General features: G+C 39.8%; 23 protein-coding genes. 7 read left to right on the plus strand and 16 right to left on the minus strand.

Annotation, left to right across the window (positions count from 1 at the left end):
• Positions 1 to 74: 74 nt before the first annotated feature.
• From C2M25_RS04225 to C2M25_RS04245, 5 genes are all read right to left on the minus strand, one after another.
• Positions 75 to 1,649 (minus strand): BCCT family transporter, encoded by a 1,575-nt coding sequence (locus C2M25_RS04225; protein ID WP_105180480.1) that lies wholly within the window; start codon positions 1,647 to 1,649, stop codon positions 75 to 77.
• 333 nt (positions 1,650 to 1,982) lie between these two features.
• Positions 1,983 to 3,650 carry an asparagine synthase B gene (gene asnB / locus C2M25_RS04230; RefSeq protein WP_063705432.1) on the minus strand — a complete coding sequence of 556 codons (1,668 nt, stop codon included), beginning with the start codon at positions 3,648 to 3,650 and terminating at the stop codon, positions 1,983 to 1,985.
• Between the two features lie 366 nt (positions 3,651 to 4,016).
• Positions 4,017 to 4,952 carry a biotin-dependent carboxyltransferase family protein gene (locus C2M25_RS04235; protein WP_105174090.1) on the minus strand — a complete coding sequence of 312 codons (936 nt, stop codon included), beginning with the start codon at positions 4,950 to 4,952 and terminating at the stop codon, positions 4,017 to 4,019.
• Positions 4,949 to 5,614, minus strand: a complete 666-nt coding sequence (gene pxpB, locus C2M25_RS04240) for a 5-oxoprolinase subunit PxpB (RefSeq protein ID WP_105180481.1) — start codon at positions 5,612 to 5,614, stop codon at positions 4,949 to 4,951. The genes C2M25_RS04235 and pxpB overlap by 4 nt, the downstream gene beginning before the upstream one ends.
• Before the next feature lie 141 nt (positions 5,615 to 5,755).
• Positions 5,756 to 7,279 carry a leucyl aminopeptidase gene (locus tag C2M25_RS04245; RefSeq protein ID WP_105180482.1) on the minus strand — a complete coding sequence of 508 codons (1,524 nt, stop codon included), beginning with the start codon at positions 7,277 to 7,279 and terminating at the stop codon, positions 5,756 to 5,758.
• Positions 7,280 to 7,436: 157 nt separating this feature from the next.
• On the opposite strand from C2M25_RS04245, the gene msrA reads away from it, so the two are divergent.
• On the plus strand, positions 7,437 to 8,714 hold the full coding sequence (gene msrA / locus C2M25_RS04250; RefSeq protein ID WP_105180483.1) for a peptide-methionine (S)-S-oxide reductase MsrA: 1,278 nt from the start codon (positions 7,437 to 7,439) through the stop codon (positions 8,712 to 8,714).
• A 61-nt stretch (positions 8,715 to 8,775) separates the two neighbouring features.
• Here msrA and C2M25_RS04255 read toward each other — a convergent pair whose 3' ends face one another.
• The 3 genes from C2M25_RS04255 to C2M25_RS04265 form a co-directional block, all read right to left on the minus strand.
• A complete protein-coding gene (locus C2M25_RS04255) occupies positions 8,776 to 9,240 on the minus strand; it encodes a hypothetical protein (RefSeq protein WP_105180484.1) in 465 nt (154 codons plus the stop codon).
• Positions 9,241 to 9,435: 195 nt separating this feature from the next.
• Positions 9,436 to 9,855, minus strand: a complete 420-nt coding sequence (locus C2M25_RS04260) for a hypothetical protein (protein WP_063705413.1) — start codon at positions 9,853 to 9,855, stop codon at positions 9,436 to 9,438.
• Between the two features lie 282 nt (positions 9,856 to 10,137).
• A complete protein-coding gene (locus C2M25_RS04265) occupies positions 10,138 to 12,180 on the minus strand; it encodes a winged helix-turn-helix domain-containing protein (protein ID WP_105180485.1) in 2,043 nt (680 codons plus the stop codon).
• Positions 12,181 to 12,401: 221 nt separating this feature from the next.
• On the opposite strand from C2M25_RS04265, the gene C2M25_RS22170 reads away from it, so the two are divergent.
• From C2M25_RS22170 to C2M25_RS04285, 4 genes are all read left to right on the plus strand, one after another.
• Complete coding sequence (locus C2M25_RS22170) at positions 12,402 to 13,265, plus strand: serine hydrolase domain-containing protein (RefSeq protein ID WP_158679673.1); 864 nt, start codon at positions 12,402 to 12,404, stop codon at positions 13,263 to 13,265.
• Positions 13,244 to 13,777 (plus strand): serine hydrolase domain-containing protein, encoded by a 534-nt coding sequence (locus C2M25_RS22175; protein WP_105180487.1) that lies wholly within the window; start codon positions 13,244 to 13,246, stop codon positions 13,775 to 13,777. Before C2M25_RS22170 ends, C2M25_RS22175 begins: the two co-directional genes overlap by 22 nt.
• Before the next feature lie 225 nt (positions 13,778 to 14,002).
• A complete protein-coding gene (locus tag C2M25_RS04280; RefSeq protein ID WP_105180488.1) occupies positions 14,003 to 14,437 on the plus strand; it encodes a GNAT family N-acetyltransferase in 435 nt (144 codons plus the stop codon).
• 107 nt (positions 14,438 to 14,544) lie between these two features.
• Complete coding sequence (locus C2M25_RS04285) at positions 14,545 to 15,072, plus strand: hypothetical protein (RefSeq protein ID WP_105180489.1); 528 nt, start codon at positions 14,545 to 14,547, stop codon at positions 15,070 to 15,072.
• Positions 15,073 to 15,197: 125 nt separating this feature from the next.
• Here C2M25_RS04285 and C2M25_RS04290 read toward each other — a convergent pair whose 3' ends face one another.
• Positions 15,198 to 15,620: a hypothetical protein gene (locus tag C2M25_RS04290; protein WP_105180490.1), complete on the minus strand. Its 423-nt coding sequence runs from the start codon at positions 15,618 to 15,620 to the stop codon at positions 15,198 to 15,200.
• A 371-nt stretch (positions 15,621 to 15,991) separates the two neighbouring features.
• On the opposite strand from C2M25_RS04290, the gene C2M25_RS04295 reads away from it, so the two are divergent.
• Together C2M25_RS04295 and C2M25_RS04300 are read left to right on the plus strand one after the other, a co-directional pair.
• Positions 15,992 to 16,444, plus strand: a complete 453-nt coding sequence (locus C2M25_RS04295; RefSeq protein ID WP_105180491.1) for a hypothetical protein — start codon at positions 15,992 to 15,994, stop codon at positions 16,442 to 16,444.
• A 97-nt stretch (positions 16,445 to 16,541) separates the two neighbouring features.
• Complete coding sequence (locus C2M25_RS04300) at positions 16,542 to 16,889, plus strand: hypothetical protein (protein WP_105180492.1); 348 nt, start codon at positions 16,542 to 16,544, stop codon at positions 16,887 to 16,889.
• A gap of 47 nt (positions 16,890 to 16,936) precedes the next feature.
• Here C2M25_RS04300 and C2M25_RS04305 read toward each other — a convergent pair whose 3' ends face one another.
• The 7 genes from C2M25_RS04305 to C2M25_RS04335 all read right to left on the minus strand — a co-directional run bounded on the left by C2M25_RS04305 (position 16,937) and on the right by C2M25_RS04335 (position 24,848).
• Positions 16,937 to 17,815 carry a LysR family transcriptional regulator gene (locus C2M25_RS04305; RefSeq protein WP_105174097.1) on the minus strand — a complete coding sequence of 293 codons (879 nt, stop codon included), beginning with the start codon at positions 17,813 to 17,815 and terminating at the stop codon, positions 16,937 to 16,939.
• A 388-nt stretch (positions 17,816 to 18,203) separates the two neighbouring features.
• Complete coding sequence (locus C2M25_RS04310; RefSeq protein ID WP_063705387.1) at positions 18,204 to 18,860, minus strand: 3-oxoacid CoA-transferase subunit B; 657 nt, start codon at positions 18,858 to 18,860, stop codon at positions 18,204 to 18,206.
• A gap of 11 nt (positions 18,861 to 18,871) precedes the next feature.
• The gene (locus tag C2M25_RS04315) at positions 18,872 to 19,570 is read right to left on the minus strand and encodes a CoA transferase subunit A (protein ID WP_055197201.1); all 699 of its coding nucleotides are present in this window, start codon (positions 19,568 to 19,570) and stop codon (positions 18,872 to 18,874) included.
• 11 nt (positions 19,571 to 19,581) lie between these two features.
• On the minus strand, positions 19,582 to 20,487 hold the full coding sequence (locus C2M25_RS04320) for a hydroxymethylglutaryl-CoA lyase (RefSeq protein WP_105180493.1): 906 nt from the start codon (positions 20,485 to 20,487) through the stop codon (positions 19,582 to 19,584).
• A complete protein-coding gene (locus C2M25_RS04325) occupies positions 20,487 to 22,451 on the minus strand; it encodes an acetyl/propionyl/methylcrotonyl-CoA carboxylase subunit alpha (protein ID WP_105180494.1) in 1,965 nt (654 codons plus the stop codon). Before C2M25_RS04325 ends, C2M25_RS04320 begins: the two co-directional genes overlap by 1 nt.
• Positions 22,452 to 22,459: 8 nt before the next feature.
• Complete coding sequence (locus C2M25_RS04330; protein ID WP_054553800.1) at positions 22,460 to 23,230, minus strand: enoyl-CoA hydratase/isomerase family protein; 771 nt, start codon at positions 23,228 to 23,230, stop codon at positions 22,460 to 22,462.
• 10 nt (positions 23,231 to 23,240) lie between these two features.
• Entirely contained in the window at positions 23,241 to 24,848 is a 1,608-nt protein-coding gene (locus tag C2M25_RS04335; protein WP_054561520.1) for a carboxyl transferase domain-containing protein, read from the minus strand.
• Positions 24,849 to 24,853: the final 5 nt, after the last annotated feature.

The raw sequence follows: 24,853 nt of genomic DNA on the forward strand, positions 1-24,853 counted from the left end.
TAAAAATAGTTGGTAAAGCTTAAATAATAAAAAACGCCGCAGTGCGGCGTTTTTTGTTATTTAAAGTTTTGTGATTAGTTTCTTGGCTCTGTTCTCAAACCAAGAATTAAACTCACGCACATTAATAACAATACAAAGGTAAACGGTAAGCCCGTAGATACTGCACCGGCTTGTAAAGCTTCGATAGCTTGAGTGCCACCAATCCAAACAAGTGCAGCTGCAATAGCGCCCTCGATTGTTGCCCAGAAAATACGTTGTGGCACTGGCGCATCCACTTTACCGCCAGCGGTAATTGAGTCGATTACTAATGAACCTGAGTCAGATGACGTGATAAAGAACACGAGTACTAGCACAATTGCAATGAACGAAAGCACTTGCGACATTGGCAGGGCTTCAAACATTTGGAACATAGCAAGAGGTACATCAGTTAAGCCTTTCTCACCTAGCACACCCACTTTATCAATAACTTGCTCAATGGCGATACCACCGTAAATTGACATCCAAAAGATGGTAACGATAGTAGGAATAAGCAATACGGCAATTAAGAACTCGCGAATTGTTCGGCCCTCAGATACGCGCGCAATGAACATACCAACAAATGGTGACCATGAAATCCACCAAGCCCAGTAGAATACGGTCCATCCGTGCATCCATGTTTCATCTTCTCGACCATGCGGGTTACTCAATGGAATGATGTTTTCAACATAACCCATTACTGTATTCGGGATATTACCAAATGCCGCGGCAAAACCGACAACACCAACAAACACTAACAAGACGAAGGCAATGACCATATTAACGTTGCTCAGTAATTTTACACCGCCGTCAATACCGCGAACAACTGAGATCACCGCAAGTAACGTTACCCCAGTGATAACACCAATTTGTAAGCCAATTCCTGCATCAGTACCAAATACATGATTAATACCTGCAGCCGCTTGTTGCGCACCTAAGCCAAGTGATGTTGCAAGGCCAAATAACGTAGCAAGTACCGCTAAAATATCGATGATATGACCCGGCCAACCCCAGGCTCTGTCACCTAAAAGAGGATAAAAAATCGAACGAATAGATAACGGCAAGCCTTTGTTATAGCAAAAGAACGCGAGAGAAAGCGAAACAACCGCGTAAATTGCCCAAGGGTGAAGACCCCAGTGGAACATGGTTGCACCCATTGCAAGTTTGGCTGCTTCTGGGGTGTTAGCTTCAACGCCGAGTGGCGTTTCGTACCAGCCTGTAAAGTAAGCCACAGGTTCTGCGACGCCCCAAAACATTAAGCCAATACCCATGCCCGCAGCAAAGAGCATGGCTAGCCATGAAATTCGAGAATGAGATGGTCTTGCGTCATTGCCACCTAAGCGAATATTACCGTAGGGTGAAACAATCAACGCAAGGCAAAACAATACGAATAAGTTTGCTGACCACATAAAAAAGCCATCAAAGTTATTAATAATGTCATTCTTAATGCCATTTAGGGTTGTTTTTGCTGTTTCAGCATCTGAAATGAGTGTTGCCACTAAAAATAGCGCGATTAAACCCGCACTGATGCCAAAAACAGGGTTGTGCACATCAAAACCCCATTTTTGTACATTGTCCTGACCGACAGTGTAGTCGGTATTGTCGATACTGTACTTGTCATGATGTTCGCTCATGAATACCTCTTGTTGTGATTATGTTTAGCAGAGAGCTAAACGGCCGGTTGCTACCTATTTATTTCATTGCAAGTTATACGTATGAACACTAAAAATAGTTCGTAGACGAAATAAATTTGTACCAAATATTAGTCTTTAGTGTAGGAGTTCGAAAATAAATGTAAATGGTTTAAGCACTAAATAGGCGAATAAAAGCCATTTTTATGTGTTTTTGACGGATTTGTGAACGATTTTACAGGTGGGAATAATTATTTGATTACAGTATTATTTCAAATCAAATTATTTTAATTCAGAGGAAAGTGCTGCAAACACAAGATTTGCAGCACAAAAACATTACTTCTTATAGGCGTCGTTATGAACGCCCGCAGCACGACCTGAAGGGTCAGCATTGTTCTGGAATGACTCATCCCAAGCCAGTGCTTCAGGTGTTGAACAAGCAACCGATTTGCCGTGCGGAACACATTTAGCTGCTGCATCGCCAGGGAAGTGTTCTTCGAAAATACTACGATAGAAATACGCTTCTTTAGAATCTGGCGTATTGATCGGGTATTTGTATTTAGCATTAGCAAGGTCTTGATCGCTTACTTGCTCGCTCACGTACTCTTTCAACGTATCAATCCAGTTATAGCCTACGCCATCAGAGAACTGCTCTTTTTGACGCCATAGCACTTCTTCTGGTAGATAGCCGTCGAATGCTTCACGAATAATGTGCTTTTCGATTTTACCGTCTTTACACATTTTCGCTTCAGGGTTGATACGCATTGCTACGTCTACAAATTCTTTATCTAAGAATGGTACACGTGCTTCCACGCCCCAAGCTGCCATTGATTTATTAGCACGTAAACAGTCAAACATATGTAGTTTAGACACTTTACGGTTAAGCTCTTCATGGAACTCTTGTGCATTTGGCGCTTTATGGAAATAAAGGTAACCACCAAACAATTCATCAGCACCTTCACCCGACAACACCATTTTAATACCCATGGCTTTGATCTGACGTGCCATTAAATACATAGGCGTTGAGGCACGAATGGTTGTTACATCGTAGGTTTCGATGTGGTAAATCACTTCACGAAGGGCATCAATGCCTTCTTGAATAGTAAAGTGAATAGGGTGGTGAACCGTGCCAATCATATCAGCCACTTTTTGTGCAGCTGCTAAATCTGGCGACCCTTCAAGCCCCACAGAGAATGAATGCAGTTTTGGCCACCACGCATCTGATTCGTCATTGTCTTCGATACGTTTTGCAGCAAAACGCTGTGTGATAGCTGAAATAACAGATGAATCTAAACCACCAGATAATAGAACACCGTATGGAACGTCACACATTAATTGACGTTTAACTGCTGCCTCTAGGCCTTCTTTTACATCGCTTGCTTTAGCTTCGTTGTCTTTAACCGCATCAAAGCTTTGCCAATCACGGCTGTAGTACTTACGAAGTTGACCATCTTTGCTCCATAAGAAATGACCCGGCGGGAATTCTTCAATATGTTTACAAATTGGCGATAATGCTTTTAATTCTGAGGCAACATAAAAGTTACCGTGTTCATCGTGACCCGTATAAAGCGGAATAATACCGATATGGTCACGACCAATTAAGTAGGCATCTTGCTCTTCGTCGTATAAACAAAAGGCGAAAATACCATTTAAATCATCTAAAAACTCAGGGCCTTTTTGCTTGTATAAAGCTAAGATAACTTCACAGTCAGACTGAGTTTGAAAAGTAAAATCTGTTTCTAAGTTAGCTGCTAACTCTTTGTGGTTATAAATTTCACCGTTAACCGCAAGAATATTTGTACGCTCTGGGTTGTACAAAGGTTGTGCACCACTTGATACGCCAACAATCGCTAGACGTTCGTGCACTAAAATAGCTTTATCTGATGAATATACCCCTGACCAATCTGGCCCGCGGTGTCTTAAAAGTTTTGACATCTCAATTGCTTGACTTCGCAATTGGACGGGATCAGATTTAATATCTAATACCCCAAAAATTGAACACATAGTGACTCCTCATTCCAAATATGTGCGCAGTTAACAGAATTTATATAACTGCGAATGTTTGTTTTAACAGAAATAATTACCTAAGTCACACAGGTTTTTTAATTAATTAAGAATAAAATATGCACCTTAAGCGGCGGCTTTGCACCAGTATGGGGTAATTGTTTAAAGGATGAGCAGTTTAAATGCTTGATTTACACAAATAGGCTGATATAGAACCCGTAACAAAGGCTATTATTACTATCAACGCTGCACAAGTTTGGTGCAAGGGGTTATGTGAATTTTTTATTATTTAAATGTATAGACAAGTGGTGAAGGCAACGCGAGCAAAGGTTTTCTTTGCTCGCTATTTTTAAAAAGTATTTAGGCTTACTTGTTAATATAGTTTAGTGCTATCGCTAGTTGATTTAAGTGTGCAGTGAGCTTTTCTTGTGCTGCATGGGCCTCTTTAAGTGTGACAAACTTAAAGTGCAAGAAGTCTCCAGGTTTTAATTGTGCAAAATGACGAAGATCTGCTTCGATCACTGTGCCTAGTAATGGGTAACCACCTGTCGTTTGCGCATCATTTAATAACACGATGGGTTCACCATTTGGCGGTAATTGAATACAGCCCGGCGCAACGGCCATAGAGGGTAATGAAACAGTGTGACGAATGTCGCATTCATCACTTAATAGCCTTGTGCCCATGCGGTTACTATTTGGCGATACATGCCATGAATGATTAATAAAGTTAACGATAGTGTCTTTTGGTAACAGTGCTGCATGAGGTCCCGCATGAATACGTATTTGCGTACTCTTTGGCGGTAGCATAGCGCCTAAGCCAACTTTAGTATTGTACTTAGGGGTAACCTCAAAACTATCGCCAGCTTGTAAAGCTTGACCAGTCAAGCCACCAAATCCCGCTGAAATATCAGTTGAGTAAGAATTCAATATTGGGTCTGGTAAATGCCAGTCCCCGCCAATAGCAAGGTAACTTCGAAACCCATGGCGCGCAGCATTGAGTTTTAGTACATCGCCTTTTTTTATGTAGAAGCTCCAACCAGGCTCAACAGCATTGCCGTTCACGGTGGCTTTCATATCTGTGCCGTGCAGTGCGATGTAGTAATCGTTATCGAACTGAATTTCCGCAAGGCCTAATGTAATTTCAATAACGGGGTTGTTATCATCATTGCCGACTAAACGGTTTGTAATAATCTGCGCGTAAGGGTCAATGCAACCAGATTGACCAATGCCTAAATGGCGAGAGCCTGTTCGCCCTTGATCTTGTATAGACATTTGCATGCCAGGTTTGATGATGGTGATCATTTTAACACCTCCTGAATAACAAACTCCAAAGTATCACCGGGTTCTATCGCACAGGGCGAGGCTGCATTAATATCAAATAGGCGAAAATCTGTATGACCAATAATTTGCCAGCCACCAGGAGAGCTTTCTGGGTAAATGCCGGTTTGTTCGCCGCCAATAGCAACAGACCCTTTTGGAACCGAGAGCCTTGGTTCAGCATGACGAGGGGTAAATAATTGTGGGTTTAGTCCGTCTAAATAAGCAAAGCCGGGTTTGAAACCAAGAAACAACACATGGTATTTGGCACTACTGTGCATTTGAGCAACTTCATCGACAGACAGATTATGATGTTTAGCAACATGTGCGATATCTGGTCCATATCCACCACCATAACGTGTCGCGAGTTTATGATGACGCGAATTGAAGTCACTGGCTTTAAGTTCATGCCATTGATCTAGTAATCGTGGCAGCCAGCCAGCAAGTTGGGCGGGCTCTTTAAGGTAAAGCGTTAAGTTATTATTGGCGGGGACTATATCAACAAAGTCATCACTGCTTTGACAGTACTGTGCTAAAGCCCATATTTTCTTTTGGGTTGTTAGTGTGTCGCTGCCTGTTTCATAGGCATCAAAAAAGATGCTGTGTGTCGTGAGCGCCATAATCTTGGGTGTTCTATCGGTCGTCATTGCGTATCAATCTTATTATTATCCCTTGATGCTTATTAGCATATAGGCTGGATGTTGATGATGTAAATGCGTCTTTAGCGTTAATTAGAAAAAATCAAGATAGCCAAGCGGTTATAACCGCTTGGCCGATGACTAACTTGGTTAATTTGCGTTATTTAATAACCAATTAGACAATAAACGTACGCCGTAACCTGTACCACCTTCAGCAAGTTCATCTTTCGCTTTTGAGTTTAGCGCGTTACCAGCAATATCAATGTGAACCCAACGCGTGTCACCAGCAAAGTTTTGTAGGAAACTTGCAGCTGTGGTTGCACCTGGACCATGTGAACCGATGTTTTTAAGATCAGCAATATCAGACTTTAATGCATCTTCGTAACCGAGCGGTAAACGCCAAAGGTTTTCGTTTACTTGCTTACCCGCAAAAGTTAGTTGCTCAACAAGCGTATCATCAGCTGAGAATACAGCCGCATAGTCATTACCTACAGCACCAATCTTAGAACCCGTTAGTGTTGCAACATCAACCATAATACTTGGTTTGAATTTATCGCGGGCATACCACATTGCATCACTCAGTACTAAGCGGCCTTCGGCATCCGTATTTACAATCTCAACACTTAAACCTTCGGCTGTTCTTACAACATCACCCGGCGCTACAGCAAATTGCGATACCATGTTGGCAGCCATGCCCATGACAGCAACAACGTTTGTGTCTGCTTTTGCCAGTGCCATTGCTTTAACTGTACCCAGTACTGCAGCTGCACCTGCCATGTCTGATTTCATGCGGGCAATTGAAGCACCAGTTTTAAGGCTGTAGCCACCTGAATCAAACGTAATACCTTTACCTACTAATGCGATAGGGGTGTTTTTATTCCCTTGATAATGTGCAACAACTAAACGTGAACCTTCTTCGCTACCACGGCCAACTGCTTCAAGTGCACCCATGCCTAGCTTTTTAATTTGCTTAGGTTCTAAAACAGTAATTTTAACACCCAGCTTTTTAAGTTCTTTTGCCGCTTTAGCAAAGTCAGCAGGCGTCATTTCTGTTGCAACTTCAGAGGTTAAATCACGTGCTAAAAATACACCTTGTTCAATGTGTTGTAGTAATTTATGGGTTTTGACTGCTTGGTCTAAATTTTCAACGTCGACAGTGTAGTTTACAACATGGCTGTCTTGTTCTTTTTTGTACTGCTCAAAACGGTGGTCACGTAAATTCGCACCATGTGCAAATTCAGCTGCGTATTTAGCATTGATTGCGCTGTCTTTTAGTTCTGAAAAATCTAGGCTTACGGTTGCTTGTTTAGCAGACTGTAATTTAGCGTGAACATTACCACCGAGTTTTGCCATTTTTGCTGCATCTAGTTTTGGCTGTTCTCCTAAGCCAACAAGTAAGATGCGCTGGTGGTCGCTGCCATTAGGAGCGATGACTTCTAATGTTTTGCCATAACCTGCTTTAAAATCGCTGAACTCAATGACCTTATTTAGGTGAGTTTGGGTTTCTGGCTTTAAATAATTAAAGTTAGCAACTTGACTATCAGTGTCTAAAAATAAAACTAAGGTGGTGTCGTTTGGCTTAATTGACTTTGCAAAAGTGAACTCTGCGGCATTCACTTGCGTAGCAAGTGTTAACCCTAATGCAATAGCAGACAAGCTGTGTGCAATTTTCATTTTTTAATATCCCAATGTTAAAAAGCTGTGTTTTACCGTAAATAAGGTTAAGAGTTAAATTGTTAGCGGTGAATAGCTGTTTGCATGCGTTTAAGCTGAAATTATTAATGCTTATGCTCGGTCTGCTTTAAATACAGGCTTTTAAGAGGAAATTAGTATGACAATTAAGTCGATGTTACTGACACTATTTACTTGCAGTGCCATTTTTACCACCAGCCCAATTAAAGCTGACACAATGCAAGATAACGCAACAGGGCATATTGAATCGATTGTGCTTGGCTCTGGTTGCTTTTGGGGAGCAGAAAAACGATACGAAGCACTGGATGGCGTGTTAGATGCTGTATCAGGTTATGCCGATGGGCATGGATTTAAAGCGACCTACAAGAATATAACACGTAGCTCACGGCGCTTTGATGAAAACAATTATGCAGAAGTTGTTAAAGTCACATACAACAGTAACGAGTTAACAACACAATCACTTTTAAAGCATTATTTTGAAAATCATGATCCAACACAGCTAAATCGCCAAGGTAATGATATTGGTACTCAATACCGCTCAACAATTTTGGTTAGTAATAACGAGCAACTCGAGATTGCTAATAAACTTAAAGGTGAATACCAAAGCAAATTAACGGCAGCAGGGTATGGCAAGATTGTAACTGTGATAAAACCACTTGATGCGTTTTATGCTGCAGAGGATTACCATCAAGATTATTTAAAGAAAAACCCGAATGGTTATTGCCCGGATCATTCAACAGGCGTTGTATTCACGCCAGTAAAAAAACAGCATGTTGATAACACAGCCTTATTGGCCGGCAAGCAAATTGTGGTGATTGATGCTAAAGGCTATTGTCCTTATTGTGAAAAGTTTAAAAAAGACGTCGCAAATGAGTACATGGGAACAATTCCTATGACCTTTCGACATGCTGATCAGCTCGATGGTTTAACAATTAAAACCCCAACATGGGCGACACCCACACTCTTATTTATTGAAAACGGCGAAGAAGTGTATGGGAGACAAGGTTATGTTAGTAGAGATGAATTTTACAAAGCCTTAGGTGCATTTAAACTGGGTGACAGTGAAGCCTTTAGAGTGGCATTTCATGCCAGAACAGATAGTCCATTTTGTAAACAATACGATATCTTTAAAAATACACCTAACGGGATTTTTATTGATAAGTTAAGTGGAGTGCCACTTTTTGATACCCGAGATCGATTTAATTCAGGCACCGGCTGGCTTTCATTTACTCATCCGATAAAAGACAGTGTAACTATGCATGAAGATAATAGTTATGGCATGCAACGCATTGAGCTTAAATCAAAAAGCTCAGGTATTCACTTAGGGCATTTGTTTCCAGGTGAAGGGCCAAGAGGTAAAGACAGATACTGCATTAATGCTACCGTGCTTGATTTTGTGCCAAGAGATAAATCTTAAAAGGTAATTGATGTAAGAAAACCAGCCGACATGGCTGGTTTTCTTTTAGCCTGATGACTTATTACCACAATTTTAATTCCTGTTTAGCGAGATTTAAGTTAAACGACACCAGCTCGTTATTATTGAGCTGCACAGCCTCATAAAAATCAGCAATGGCCGCCGTATCATTTTTTGCCATTAGTCGGGCAATACCTCTATTACTTAATGCATAAGACGTCAGTTCATTACGCTTATAGTGTGGAGCATTGACTTTTTTTAGCATCGCGATTGCTTGTGAGCAATCTTGATCAGCTTTATCAAACTGCTTCAGTTTCACACTCACAACGCAACGATTAAATGGCACGATATAGTTGTTAGCATCGTTCATCGTCTCTAAAGAATTAGCAAAGTTACCTTGCATAATTGCTTTTGAGCTTGCGTTATCGTCAACAACCATGAGTTTAAAGTCGTTGTTGTTGGCGAATACAAAATTTGAACAAACAAATAATATTAACCATAGGCAGGGTTTAAGATTTAATTTAAACATTGTTTTCTCCTTGTTAGCGTAAGCAATATGCTTACTCTATAAAGTTAGAAAACAGGGTATAAAACTGACAAACGAGATATTCGCACTCGTTAGGTGAAGAAAAGTATTTTATAGATGAGAATATGACAGGCAAAAAAAGCCCGGTCAGAACACACAAGAACCGGGCTTTCGACAACAATTTGGTTGGGGGAACTTTTACAGCGCTAAGTTTTGTTTTGCGCGGCTTAAGTTGTGATTAACAAGTTCATTTTTTGAAATTTGCACTGCTTCATAAAAGTCAGAAAGTGCAGCAGTATCGTTTTCAGACATGATGCGTGCAACACCACGGTTACTAAGCGCAAACGATGTTAATTCGCGGCGTTTGTAACCAGGTACTTTACTTGTACTTAGAAGTGAAATTGCTTGTGTACACAGGCTTTCCGCTTCTGAAAAATTCTTTTCTTTAACGCTTAATGCACAGCGGTTGAAGGCAGTTTCGTATTGGCTTGTTGCATTATCGTTAGTTTGAGCTTGCTCAATAACCATCAGTTTATAATCAGCTTGATCGGCTACTGCCATCGCTGAGCAAGTTAATAAAGAGCTAAGTGCAATAGTGGTTACAAGTGTTTTTAACATGATAGTTTTCCTCTGAATAAGTTGGTGTTTCTTGCCAACGAGTGAACTTTAAAATATTCCTATAAGCTAAACAAACGATTAAATTAAAACTGATAGATGAAGAAATTTAATCTATAGAGTAATTACTCAATTCTCAGCGATTTAGTAGTGAAAATTAGAGAGGAGAGTGTCTGAAAATTACTTTCAAACACAATAAGCTTTGTTTTGTGAATGCTATTTATGTACTGATGTGATCAGTTTGGTTGAAAACACTTACTCTAGATCAGCTAGTTACGATTGAAGCTATTTATTTAATGTAATATTCAAAACTAAAATATCTGCTGTATCAGTTTGTTCTTTGAGTAAGATAGTGTTACCGCTTATAGCAGTTATTTGACTACAGAAATCCGCACAAAACTTTTCAAAATCAATACTTAAATTTTGAACACCAAGTTCATAATCGTAAAAATTCATTGTCCTAGAGTCGTTTTCTTTGTATTGAAGATAGAAGCCATTTTTAATTGGGTAAATGCTTGAAATAAAATGCGTATTATCAATTAGATTGGTACCAGAAGCAGTCATTACTTGGCCACTTGAAAAACTCAGTAATTCGTCGTTATGATTTAAAAAAATATCTTTATCTTTCAATTGCGTTTTTAATGACACTATTTCGTCAGTAACTAAATCAAATTTAACTATTTCATCATTGTGAGTGTTCTTATCAACAAACAAAATAGCATCTGACTGTTTATACCACCCGATTGGATACCCAATGATTCCATTTAACCATTCGATTGCGAACTGGTCTTCCTCTAGCTTAATAAGAAATGGTTTGTTATTTATACTGCTTGCGATACGTGTTCCAGAGGGGTCCCATAATGGTTTTGATAAAGCATATTCTTGCTCAGTGTTAACGAACAATAATTGTTCTTCTTCAGTCTCAATATGTTTAATAAAAAGTTGTGGAAGTCCATTTTTCATTGACATGTAGGCGAAGAGTTTTTCATCAGGTGAAAGTGCAGCTTCTTTATCAATGGTATTTGAGTTTACGATTTTTATAGGAGTAGAGAGTGAATCTAAAGCGCTAATCAAAATATCTTGATCAGACTTAGCCTCAATAAAATACAATTTGTCCTTAACGATTTGTGGATAAATCAAAAAGTTATAGCTTTTAAAATTAAGAGTCGTTAATTGGCCGTTTAATTCAAGTTGTTTTAACTCACTGCCATTACTCAATAACAAAGACTCACCATCGTTAAACCAAGTCATAAAGTGCCAGTTATGATCAATTTCACCGACTGATTCAAGGTTAAAACTCGATAAATTTAATAGTTTTACCTCCGAGATTGCATCTTCATTGAAGCCAATTATCGCTAATTGTTTCTGGTTAGGTGATAAAGCGAGCTTGTAGGGCTTGAAATCATCACTTGGTTGAAGAATTTCGTAAGAATGGCCAGTAATCAAGTTATGTTGATATAGGCTTACATTACGGCTGTGTTCGGAACTGTTTTGATTTGCTAAATAGAAAAGGTTTTCTTGTTCATCTATAAAAAACAAGCTGTTCCAGGTTATATCTGTACGAGAAAAGAGTTTTTCTTCGCTGATCACGTTCGCTTCTGAATCTAGTTGCAGTCGATTGAATGAAATACTCCCTTCATCTTGAAACGAATATACAAGCGTATTTGTATCTGTATCCCATGCAAGGTAGGTAAACGCTTTTAAGTCTTTACTTAATTCTTTATATGAATTTAATTGTAAATCTTTGATTAAAAGCCTTCGCTTATTAGGACGATTGGTATTTTGTATGTAAGCCATAAAACGCCCATCAGGACTAACTTGTAGGTAACGCTCTTTTTCATTGCTTGCAGTAATAGGCTTAAGATCTTCTAAAGAAATCTGTTTATCTTCGTTAAGGAAATTGAAAAGGAAGATAATGATAAACAAAGCAGGGATAATTAAGAGTGCTAGTTTTGTATTTTTTATCTGATGTATTTTTGTTAATGGAGTGCTCGTTTTTTCATCAGGAAAACGTATTTCAGCCTCGAGACTATAGCCCCGTTTTGGGTGTGTTTTTATAATGTGCTTTTCTTCATCGGATAACGCTTGTCTTAACAAAGCAATATTTCTGCGAACTGAATTAGGACTGAAAATAGCTTGTGGCCAAACATTAGCAAAAAGCATTTCTGCTGATAACACTTGATGTGGTTTTTGCGAAAATACTTCAAGAAGTGCCATCACCTTAGGCTCTAAAACAACAACTTTACCATCTGTTTGAATTTCGCCAGTCTCAAAATTAACTAAAGAGTCATTAAGAAAAAATTGTTTTGATAATTTACTTTCACTCAAGTTGATAGTTATCCATTTGTTATTATTGGTTATTTTCAGCTTAATGTTTTCTTAAGCTTTTCTTAATCACTACTTCATCGCTTTTTGTTATGCGCAAAAGTAAAAGTATCGAAAGGCCAAGCGCCATATTATTCAATAAACAATAAAAGGAATGTAAAGTGAAGCGATATTTACTAATGCTCATATTTTTTATGTGTTTTATTAGCCATAAAGCACATGCAATGAAAGAGGTAGACTATAACAAATTGGCAAGTCAATTTATTACGGTTTTAAACACTAAAGATTTAGGTAAGATCGAAAAATTTGTAGTAAAGAACTTCTCGCCAAATTCTCTTGCTCGCTGGGAGGGTAAAGGTAAAGACCGTTATGTTGGGTATTCGATGAATGTTGCGCTTTTTCATGGAGAGTTGAGTGTTATTTCTACAGAACTTGATACGTCAACTAATCGCATCCGTCATATCAGTAAAGTTTATTCAAAGAATACAGATATGCAGCATCAAGTAGTGTTATTTTTTAATGATGACCAATTTCAAGCAATAACAGGGTGGTCTATTGAAGAAACTCCACAAAACCAAGGTTCAAAAGGCTCTTTAACTGAGTCACAATTTATTGAGGAGATCAAAATTTATACTGATAAACTGGCGCAAAGAGGTAGTTTCTCTGGCACGGTATTACTTGCTAAAAATAATGACATTTTGTTTAGCGCTGCATATGGCTTTGCTTCACGTCGCTATGATGTGAAAAATAACTTAGAAACGAAGTTTCAAATTGGCTCAATGAACAAAATGTTTACTAGCGTCGCTATCTTACAGCTAATAGAAGGTGGCAAAGTATCGCTTGATGATCCGCTCACTAAATTTATTGATAAAAGCATTTTAGGGAAAGGTGATTTTAGCAAAATTAAGATTCGACACTTATTAAGCCATACATCAGGGATTGGTAATATTTCTGGCTATGACGAGATACAAAATAAGGTGCGCTCTCTTAAAGATATCCAACATTTATACACTTCAATTGATGCTACATTTGACCCGGAACTGAATGGCGTTACAGCAATACGGGTATGGTTCTACTTGGTCAGGTGATTGAGAATGTAACTGGTGAAAATTACTATGATTACATAAATGAAAATGTATATAAAAAAGCTAACATGCAACAAAGCGGAAGTTATGACTTAGATGTGCCTGTTAAAAATACTGCCCGTAATTATTGGTTTTCTGTCGAAACTGGTCAAGTAACTGAAAATTTGATGTTTCAATCGGTAAAAGGGGGACCTGCAGGTGGAGGTTATTCAACTGTAGGCGATTTACACAAATTCGCCCTGGCAATGCAAAATGCTCAACTAGTAAGTCGTGAACTCTCTAATAAAGCCTTATCAGCAAAACCTGAGCTAAATGCACCAAACTGGGGATATGGTTTCTCTGTGAGAAGTTCAGCAGGGAATACAACTGTTGGTCATAATGGGTCCCATTTAGGCATGACAGCAAGGTTAAATATGTATCAAGAAAAAGGCTATATTTTAGTTGTTTTGGGGAATTTTCAATCATCAGCATGGCCTGTTGTGGCAAAAGTAGATCAACTCATAAAGCGTTTGTAAAAATTCATTAAATTAGGGGCGTATTAAAGCCCCTTATATACAACCTGCAAATCTATTATTGATAAATTTAATGGCAATGTAATGGTTTTACGTTGTGGTAGTGTTTGTGTCAGTAGGCTATATCCTGTTAAAAAGCGTTTTAATTATATATGTAGCAATCGGTTAGTAACTTTGTTAAAACTAAACCTCTTGAATAACAGGTGTTAACATCAAAAAGGAATTCTGGTGCAAGGATATAAAATCAGCACAGATAAAACTGACCTCGATTTTGAAGTAATTTACGGTTTTATTTCAAAAAGCTATTGGGCGTCCGAAATACCAAGGCAGACGCTAGAAACAGCCATTTCAAACTCATTTTGTTTTGGTGTCTATGATAGCCATGATTATCAAATAGGTTTTGCCCGCCTCATAACAGACAAAGCAACATTTGCCTATCTTGCTGATGTATTCATAGTAGAGAGTCATCGAGGCAAAGGTTTGAGCAAGTGGCTTGTTGAGAGCATTGTCTCTCACCCAGAGCTTCAAGGCTTAAGGCGTATGGTATTGGCAACAAGAGATGCGCATGGTTTGTACGCGCAATATGGTTTTCAACCAATTAAGAATCCAGAGATGTTCATGCAAATTTGGAATCCAAATGTTTACCATGAGCTAGAGAAATAACAAGAATTTAAAGGTTACATGGAACCAACTACTTTTAGTTCGTGGTGAACTTAGCGTTTGATTGCAGTGTTATGTTATAAGGCACTAGTATAATTAAGGACAGAATTATGAAAACAGGACTTTTATCAATCGGGTTATTATTTACATCAAATCTTGCTTTTGCTGATTGTAAAATAGCACTTGAAGAAAGGTTAAAAGACGATTTGAACCTCACATACCAACAATTTGATCAGACATACGATGCTGGGTTTAGATTGTTAGAAAAATCAGGTTGCCATGCTGAAGCCGCAATTCTGATAAAACGTTTTATCTCTCACAATAATTCAAAAGAAAGCTCATTAACGTGGCATTTAGCGCAAATGGAAGGGCTAGCTGGTGATTATCAACAAGCCGTTTTTCACGCAAAAAAAGTATTGGATCCCGATGAAGAGCTAAGTGGTTCAAAAATGTATTGGAATGACTTTGTGTTAGGAAATATTGCTTTTTGGAATAAAGACAAAGCAAAACTAAAAAAACACATAGCAAATATTGAAAAGGGACAAAGCTTTAAACCTAACCAGATAAATCTGAACTACCTGAATCAGTTGCTCAAACATTTTGATTTAAGTTACAAGCAAGCATTGTCTGAAGCATAAGGTAAGCTTCGTTAGCTTAATTTCTAGATTGCTCCTCGAATTTGCAAGAAGCAAAAAATGATCGGTACACAAACGACAAAACCCAGCCGAGGCTGGGTTTTGAGACAACACAATTCTGTGAGAACTTATAACGCTAAGTTCTTTTTCGCACGTGTTAAGTTGTGTTCAACTAACTCGTTACCTGAAATTTGTACTGCTTCGTAAAAGTCAGACAATGCAGCTGTGTCGTTTTCAGACATGATGCGAGCTACACCGCGGTTGCTTAACGCAAATGACGTTAATTCACGACGCTTATAAGCAGGTACTTTGCTTGTGCTAAGTAAACTGATTGCTTTTGAACAAAGCGCTTCAGCTTCTGTAAAATTCTTCGCTTGAACACTTAACGCACATTGGTTAAATGCTAATTCGTATTGACGGTTAGTCTCTACTGATGCTTGTGTAGATTGGTCAATAACCATCAATTTGTAGTCACTTTGATCAGCCACTGCCATAGCTGAACAAGTTAATAAAGAGCTAAGTGCAACGCCTTTCATAAGTGTACTAAACATAATCATTTCCTCTATTTAAATCGGTATCAATCGCCGACAACTGAACTTTAATTGAACAGCGCTGATTCAACAAACGATAAAAAATGACCTAATAGATGAAGAAATTTAACCTATAGACTTTAGTCTAATGTAATGAATTAGTTTTAAGCCGTCAGCCGTCAGCCGTCAGCCGTCAGCCGTCTGATCTGACCCCGATGATCTGACCCCGATAAAGCAGATACAGGGTTTAAATAGGTAATGTTTACGATAAAGAACAATAAAGGAGTAGAGTACGCAAAACAAACAAATTGTTGTTAATTAAAAATAAAATCGGTACTTTATGATGGTATGTGTAGTTGATAACTTAATTTATTCTGAATAAGCGTATAACCATGAAACTGATATTTGCGTTGTTATTTTTAGGGCCTGTTATTGCCAATGCAGCTGAAGATAAAGTGGCTGTTTATCTTAATTTTGAGCAGGCTTATTTGAGCAACGATGTATCTTTGTTTACGCCATTATTAAGTAAAAACTATACCATTAGACAAACATTGCATATTCCAGGCATAGGGTCAGATACTGTGCCTGTTACTAAAGCTCAGTTACTTGAAGGCATGAAGCAAAATCCTAAGCCTAGTTCATTACCGCGTTCAAAAGCTGAATCAGTCAAAGTAGAAACAATTTCATCAAATCAATTCTGTGCAAATTCACAAACTCTCGATCAAGTCGTCGTGGCAGGTAAAAACTACGAAGAGAAGGAACTGCGCAAAGCCTGTTTTAAACACGAAAATAACCGGTATGAAGCTATATCACATACCATTGATGTGTATTATAGAGAGCTTTGATTGTGATAGTTAACATTCTGAAATTTCTTGTATCAAATAAACCTAGTAACTGATATTGATTACGGATAAACCCTATAATTGAGATAAGGAAATTTATATGAACAAACAGTTAGGTTTAATAGCTGGAGCGTTGCTAGTATCAACGAGCTGTTTCGCAGCTGATAGCTTTCAAGTTGAAACATCTGTTTATAAAGCGAATGAGCTATTAGCATCGCCAGTAATGCTGGTGGAAGAAAAAAAACCTGCGACCATCTCTATAGGTGAGGGGTTTAGCTATGAAATTACAGTGATACCACAACAAAATAATACGGCAGCTGTAGAAACATCAATCACACTCGCTGACAGCAATTTTACACCTTCTTTTATTGTGGAATATGGTAAACAATCATCTTTTGAAATAGGTGAAAATAAAGTGAGTATCTTAGTCAGCAAGTCTAAAAGCTAAATTTTCAATAAACGACCCTCAATGATATTGAGGGTCTTTACGATTTATCATTTAAGATGTTTAAAGGTATCAAGCATCCATTTAATAAATAACTCTAATTGTGCATTGGTTTCACTAGGATCGTGTTGCACTAAGTAATATTTATCTTTTGTTTTTAATGGCATATCTGTGAAATTAAATAGCCATTGCTCATCAAACCAAGTTTGACTAATTGGCAAGGGGATTAGGGCAATACCCATACCCTGTTGCGCCGCACGTGCCACACCAAACATACTATCAACCTGAATAATTTGCTTTGGTGCAAAGTCATCAATACCAGCATGCTCTGCCCATTGGTGCCAAGCCCAAGGGCGTGCTTTATGAAGAATGAGTGGAACTTCATTTAAAGCCTGAAACGGGTTTTCTTGCCATGCTTGCCAGTTTTCTTTGTTGCAAGCTGGTGTGTACGAGAGTGAAAACAGCTCATGAACAACGCCTTCATGCGGTTTAGACGAAGACAATACAATCGACAAGTCACTTTGTTTAGTCAGCTCTTTACGCGTTTTTAAGGTATTAAGCTGTAAGTTTGTATTTGGATGATCGCTTGTCCATTCGCTTAGTTTTGGCATTAAAAGCTCACTAGCGAAAAACTCAGGTAGCGTAATACTGATAGTTACATTTTCTTGTAATTGACTAAACTCGTTGATGGTTTTTTCTAGCGCTTTAATAAGCGGCGATACAGAGTCATAAAAATTCTTGCCTGCAGCTGTCAGCCGAATTGAACGGGTTTGACGTTCAAACAGTTCAATACCCAATTGTTCTTCTAATTGTTTGATCTGATGGCTTACGGCAGACGGTGTAAGGTAAAGTTGGTTTGCTGCATCTTTAAAGCTAAGGGTGCGTGCAGCAAAACAAAATGAGCGTAGGCCACGAATAGGTGTTTGCATAGTTAATTTCAGTAAGTCTCAAAAGCGCTTGTTAGTTAATTAACTGCTAAGCAATTATTATCCCAAAATGTAAAAAAATAGATATTAAAGAATGAATATAGCTAACTCTTGCCATATTGTATAAAAAACAGTCGCGAATCGCTCGTTTAATCTATGTTTAGGCAAATGTTTAGCAAAAAAGTGATCTTAGCAGTTTTAGCTATTAGGTCATAGTCTCAGTATTAGATACTGCCAATTCACTAAAGCAGGGCATTTTATACTATTTATGTGACAAAATGGTGCGGCGAAACGTGAATGTTAGATAAAAAAAATCCCTCTTGCGAGGGATTTTGGGTAACTCAGCGCCATTGGCACTGGGAATGAGGTCGGTACATGGGATGTGAGTGGTTTAAAAAACCATCTCTGGAACATCACCTTCAACAAGCAATTTGCCTGCCGTTTTGCTAATTATTTCATCTACTGACACGCCCGGAGCGCGTTCGATTAGATGAAATGCGCCGTCTTTAACTTCTAGTACGGCTAAATCAGTTACGATTTTCTTTACACAGTTAACCCCAGTTAGCGGTAAAGTGCAACTTTCTAATAACTTAGAGTCGCCATGCTTGCTTGCATGAGTCATCGTAACAATAATATTCTTCGCGCCAGCAACGAGGTCCATCGCGCCACCCATGCCTTTAATTAGCTTTTTTGGGATCATCCACGATGCGATGTTACCGTTCTGGTCAACTTCAAATGCACCTAAGACCGTTAAGTCTACATGACCACCCCGTATCATGGCAAAACTATCTGCACTATTAAATATTGCTGCACCTGTGGCTGCTGTCACGGTTTCTTTACCCGCGTTGATCATATCTGCATCAACTTGGTCTTTTGATGGGTACGCACCCATGCCTAATAAACCATTTTCAGACTGCAGCATAACTTCGATACCCTCAGGTACATAGTTAGCAACGAGAGTAGGGATACCAATACCTAGGTTTACGTAATAGCCATCTTGTAGCTCTTGTGCAACACGCATTGCAACTTGTTCACGTGATAATGCCATTTTATTGCTCCTTAATCGCGAGTTGTTACACGTTCAATGCGTTTTTCAAAGTCACCTTTGATCACGCGATTAACATAAATACCTGGGGTATGAATTTGGCTTGGCTCAAGTTCACCTGGCTCAACAATTTCTTCAACTTCAGCAACGGTAATTTTACCTGCTGTCGCGGCCATCGGGTTGAAATTCATAGCTGTGTGGCGAAATACAAGATTACCGTAGCGGTCGGCTTTCCATGCTTTAACAATGGCAAACTCACCCGTAATTGACTCTTCTAAGATATACGGGCGACCATCAAATTCTTTGACTTCTTTACCTTCTGCAACCGGAGTGCCGTAACCTGTAGCAGTATAAAACGCAGGAATACCCGCACCACCGGCACGCATCTTCTCTGCGAGTGTACCTTGTGGTGTTAAAACCACATCAATTTCGCCATCGAGTAGTTGTTTTTCGAAAAGCGCATTTTCACCTACATAAGACGCGATGATTTTTTTAATTTGCTTATCGTGAAGTAAAATACCTAAGCCGAAATCATCAACACCGCAGTTGTTTGAAACAACGGTTAGATTTTTAGTCTGTTTACGCTTAATTTCACTGATAAGTCCCTCAGGAATACCACACAAGCCAAAGCCACCAGCGATAATAGTATCGCCATCTTTTAAACCTTCCATTGCAGCTTCATAACTTGAAACCACTTTATCGAAACCGGCCATGAGCCTACTCCTTAATTATTCTGAGTGTTCTTTAGAGCAAGTGATACCTTGCTGACAGGTTGTTTATTTAATGCACTGCAAATAGCCCAACCAGCTTTCGCCAGTCTTTCTAAATCAATTCCATGCTCTATGCCAAGCCCTTGCAGTAAGTAAACTACATCTTCAGTGGCAACATTTCCTGACGCGCCTTTGGCATAAGGGCAACCACCAAGGCCTGCAACAGCACTGTCAACCGTTGCTATACCGCGGCTTAGGGCGGTGTAAATATTTGTGAGCGCTTGCCCGTAGGTGTCGTGAAAATGTACAGCGAGTTTAGATTTATCAATATGTTGCAAGAGTAAATCTAATAACTCATCGACTTTTTTTGCTGTACCTACACCAATGGTGTCACCTAGGCTAATTTCGTAACAGCCAAGCTCAAGTAATCTTTGTGATACTTTTAATACATCATTGTAGTCGACATCACCTTGATATGGGCAACCCATAACGCAGCTCACATAACCTCTAACACGAATGTTATTCGCTTTGGCAAAAGCCATCACATCTTTAAAGCGATCAATACTTTCATCAATAGAGCAGTTAATGTTCTTTTGACAAAACGCTTCACTTGCCGCTGTAAAGATAGCAAATTCTTGAATGTCGACTTGTTTTGCTGCTTCTGCACCCCGTAAATTTGGGGTGAGGGCACTTAAGTTAACACTAGGCAAATTTAACGCGCTAATTACATCGCTAGAGTCAGCCATTTGTGGCACCCATTTAGGTGACACAAATGCGCCGGCTTCAATATCTTTAAGGCCTGCTTCAGCAAGAGCGTTGATAAGAGTGACTTTATCTTGAGTACTAACGGCTGCTTCATTTTGCAAACCGTCTCTGGCGCCAACTTCTACAATGCGAACAAAATCAGGAAACTGTGCCATTACGCCTCCGGCTCTTCAACGATCGCGAGCATATCACCGTGACTCACCAGTTCACCTTCAGCAAAGCAATAGCTCGTTAATACACCATCATGCGGGGCATTGAGTGTGTATTCCATTTTCATAGCTTCAATAATGACGACCGCATCACCTTTAGCAACCGTACTACCCACCTCAACCAAATGCTTAACAACAGTACCATTGAGTGGCGCAGCAAGTGGTAGTGCATCACTTTCGTGTTCACTAATATAGTGTTTATCAATCAGCTCTAGCACTGTTTGTTGTGCTTTGTACATCACTGTGATGTGAGAGTCTGTTTGATTGATATGAGCCACAACTTTTTCGCCATTAACGACTAAGTCCGCAAGGCCATTTTCAATGCTACCTGAAGTTGTATAGTCAACTCCATCTAGGTTGATTTTAAAGCCTTCTGAGGCCTTAACAGCATGAACATTTAAATCAACAAACGGAATTGTTGTTTTAGCGTCACTGTTTAGCATAAAGCCTGTTAATTGTTGCCATGGGCTGCTGCTTTCACCCTTGAGTTGATGTGCATACGCATAGGCTGCCACAACAGTTGCAATAACAGATTGTTGCTCGCTTTTAGCAACAAGGCGTTCACCTTGGTCTTCAATAAAGTGCGTATCGGGTGCACCTGCTTGAAAAGTTGGGTGGTTAGCAAGATTATGTAAGAAATTAACGTTACAGCTAAAACCTGCTAGGTGGAATTGCTCTAGTGCTTTTGATAAACGCCCAAGCGCAGCCTCACGGTTATCATCATGAACAATTAACTTAGCAATCATAGGATCGTAAAACGGGCTAATTTCATCACCCGCGGCAATCCCTGTATCTATACGTACAAATTCAGATTCGTTCGGTGTAAATAGAGCATCAATGTGACCAGAACACGGAATAAAGTCATTACTTGGATCTTCTGCATAAATACGCGCTTCAAAGCTGTGACCTTGCAGTTGAATATCTGCTTGGCTAAGTGGTAATGCTTCACCTGCCGCAATGTTGATTTGCCAATTCACCAAATCAACACCAGTAACCATTTCTGTTACTGGGTGCTCTACTTGTAAACGGGTGTTCATTTCCATGAAGAAGAATTCATCACCGCAAAGTAAAAACTCAACCGTACCTGCACCGCGATAGTTAATCGCTTGGGCACAACGTACCGCAGCTTCACCCATTTCTTTACGAAGTGCATCAGATAAACCCGGAGCAGGGGCTTCTTCAATTACTTTTTGGTGACGACGCTGTAATGAGCAGTCTCGGTCGCCTAAGTACACACAGTTACCATGACTATCGGCAAAAACTTGTACTTCAACATGGCGAGGTTTGGTGACATAACGCTCTAACAGTACTAAATCGTTACCAAAACCGGCTTTTGCTTCACGTTTTGCACCTTCAAGTGCACCGATAAAGTCTTTAGCGTGTTCTACAACTCGCATACCTTTACCACCGCCACCAAAAGCAGCTTTAATCAGTACCGGGTAACCAATTTTTTCAGCTTCAGCTTGTAAGAAATCAGTATCTTGATTGTTACCATAATAACCAGGCACTAAAGGTACATTTGCTTGGTGCATAATTTCTTTAGCGCGGGTTTTTGAACCCATGGCTTCAATGCTGGATGCTGGCGGGCCAATAAAGGCGATATCATTTTTCTCACACGCGAGCGCAAAGTCAGAGTTCTCAGATAAAAAACCATAACCTGGGTGAATACAATCAACACCTGCTTGTTTTGCCACATCGATGATTTTGTCTGCCACTAAGTATGAGTCTTTACTTGGCGCAGGACCAATGTGATACGCCTCATCAGCAAGCTTTACGTGCTGAGCATGTTTATCAGCATCTGAGTACACTGCAACCGTTGTTAAGCCCATTTGTTTAGCTGTACGCATAACTCGGCAGGCAATTTCACCACGGTTGGCAACGAGAATTTTTTTCAATGATTTTGTTGTCATAATGGTTCCTATTTCTGCCAGTTAGGGGCACGTTTTTCAAAAAATGCAGTTAGGCCTTCTTGGCCTTCTTCAGATACACGAATCCGCGCAATGCGCTCAGCGGTTAACTCAATCAGCGCATCATCTATTACGTTGCCAGCGACATCATTGATTAGCTGCTTCGCTGCTTTAACAGCAATAGGGCCATTGTTCACAAGGTTTTGTAAGTGTTTATCGAGCGCTGTTTGTAAATCGCCGGTGATCTGGTGAATTAAACCCAGTTGCTTGGCTGTATGCGCGTCAAAAATCTCTGCCGTTAAAAAATAACGACGTGCAGCGCGCTCACCAATAGCTTTAATGACATAAGGGCTGATAACTGCAGGAATAAGACCAAGCTTTACTTCACTTAAGCAAAACTGTGCATCGTCTTGGCAAATTGCGATATCACAACACGCAATCAAGCCTAACGCACCGCCAAATGCAGCACCTTGTACGGCACAAATTGTAGGGTGAGGGCTTGTAGCAAGGACTTTCATAAGCTTTGCTAGCTGCATAGAGTCCGCTAAGTTTTCTGCAAAGTCATTGCCAGCCATCGACTTCATCCAGTTTAAATCAGCGCCAGCAGAGAAGTGCTTACCTTCGGTTTTTAAAACCAGTGCGCGCACATCACAGCTATTTGCGTGTTCAATTAAACGGATCAGCTCACTAATGACTTCTTCGTTAAATGCATTGTGTTTTTCAGGGCGACTTAGTACCAGTACAGCCACATTTGATTTTGTTATTTCGAGTGTTACTGACATAAGGCCTCCATTACATTCTAAATACGCCGAACTGCGAATCGCGCTCTGGTGCATTTTTAGCTGCACTTAAGGCAAGCCCTAATACATTGCGGGTATCAGCAGGATCGATAATGCCATCATCCCAAAGGCGGGCACTGGCGTAATATGGATGACCTTGTTTTTCGTATTGCTCGATAATTGGCTTTTTAAACTCACTGACTTGCTCATCAGTCATGCTTTCGCCTTTACGGGCTAAACCATCTTGTTTAACTTGTGCAAGAACGCCTGCTGCTTGTTCACCACCCATTACAGAGATACGGGCGTTTGGCCACATCCACATCATGGTTGGTTCGAATGCACGGCCACACATACCGTAGTTACCTGCACCATACGAGCCACCAATTAATACGGTGAATTTTGGTACATCAGCACATGACACAGCGGTTACCATTTTCGCCCCATGTTTGGCGATGCCTTCGGCTTCGTATTTTTTACCAACCATAAAGCCAGTAATGTTTTGTAAAAACACCAAAGGAATTTTGCGTTGTGCACATAGCTGTATAAAGTGAGCGCCTTTTTGCGCCGATTCACTAAATAAAATGCCGTTGTTGGCAACAATACCGACTGGGTGACCAAAGATTTTTGCAAAGCCAGTTACTAAGGTTTCGCCAAAGTAGCGTTTAAATTCATCAAATGATGAATCATCAACAACACGGGCAATCACTTCGCGTACATCAAATGGCTTTTTAAGGTCGGTACCCACAATGCCGTAAATTTCGTTAATGTCGTAACGCGGCGGTTTAACATCATCAAGTAACGGTGCAGTAGGGCGCTGATAATTAATTCGTTCAATACATTGGCGAGCAATCGAAAGTGCATGGGCATCGTTTTCAGCATAGTGATCGGCAACACCTGATGTTTTACAGTGAACATCAGCACCACCGAGCTCTTCAGCACTCACTTCTTCACCTGTAGCCGCTTTAACCAGTGGCGGGCCTGCTAAGAAAATTGTGCCTTGCTCTTTTACGATAATACTTTCATCAGCCATCGCTGGTACATAAGCACCACCTGCAGTACATAAACCCATTACGACCGCAATTTGTGGAATGCCTTTACCAGACATACGTGCCTGATTATAGAAAATACGGCCAAAGTGTAATTTATCTGGAAATACATCATCTTGTTCAGGCAGGTTTGCACCGCCTGAATCAACTAAATAAATACACGGTAAATGACAACGCTCTGCGATATCTTGGGCACGTAGATGTTTTTTCACTGTTAGTGGAAAGTATGTACCGCCTTTTACGGTTGCATCATTGGCGATGATCATACATTCAACGCCTTTCACACGACCAATCCCAGCCACAACACCGGCACAAGGAATAGCTTGTTCATATACGCCAAAGGCAGCAAATTGTGAAATCTCTAAAAATGGCGAGCCTTCATCAAGTAGCGTTTCAATACGGTCACGAACAAACAACTTACCACGGCCTTGGTGGCGCTCAATCAGGGCAGGGCCACCACCTAAACGGATATCCGCTACTTTTTCACGTAAATCACTTACGAGAGCGGCCATGTTGTCGTGATTTTGCAAAAATTGCGGATCGTGTGGATTTACACTCGATTTTAAAATCGTCATAACAA

It is taken from the genome of Pseudoalteromonas sp. T1lg21, from assembly GCF_002964625.1.
Lineage (GTDB): Bacteria > Pseudomonadota > Gammaproteobacteria > Enterobacterales > Alteromonadaceae > Pseudoalteromonas > Pseudoalteromonas gelatinilytica.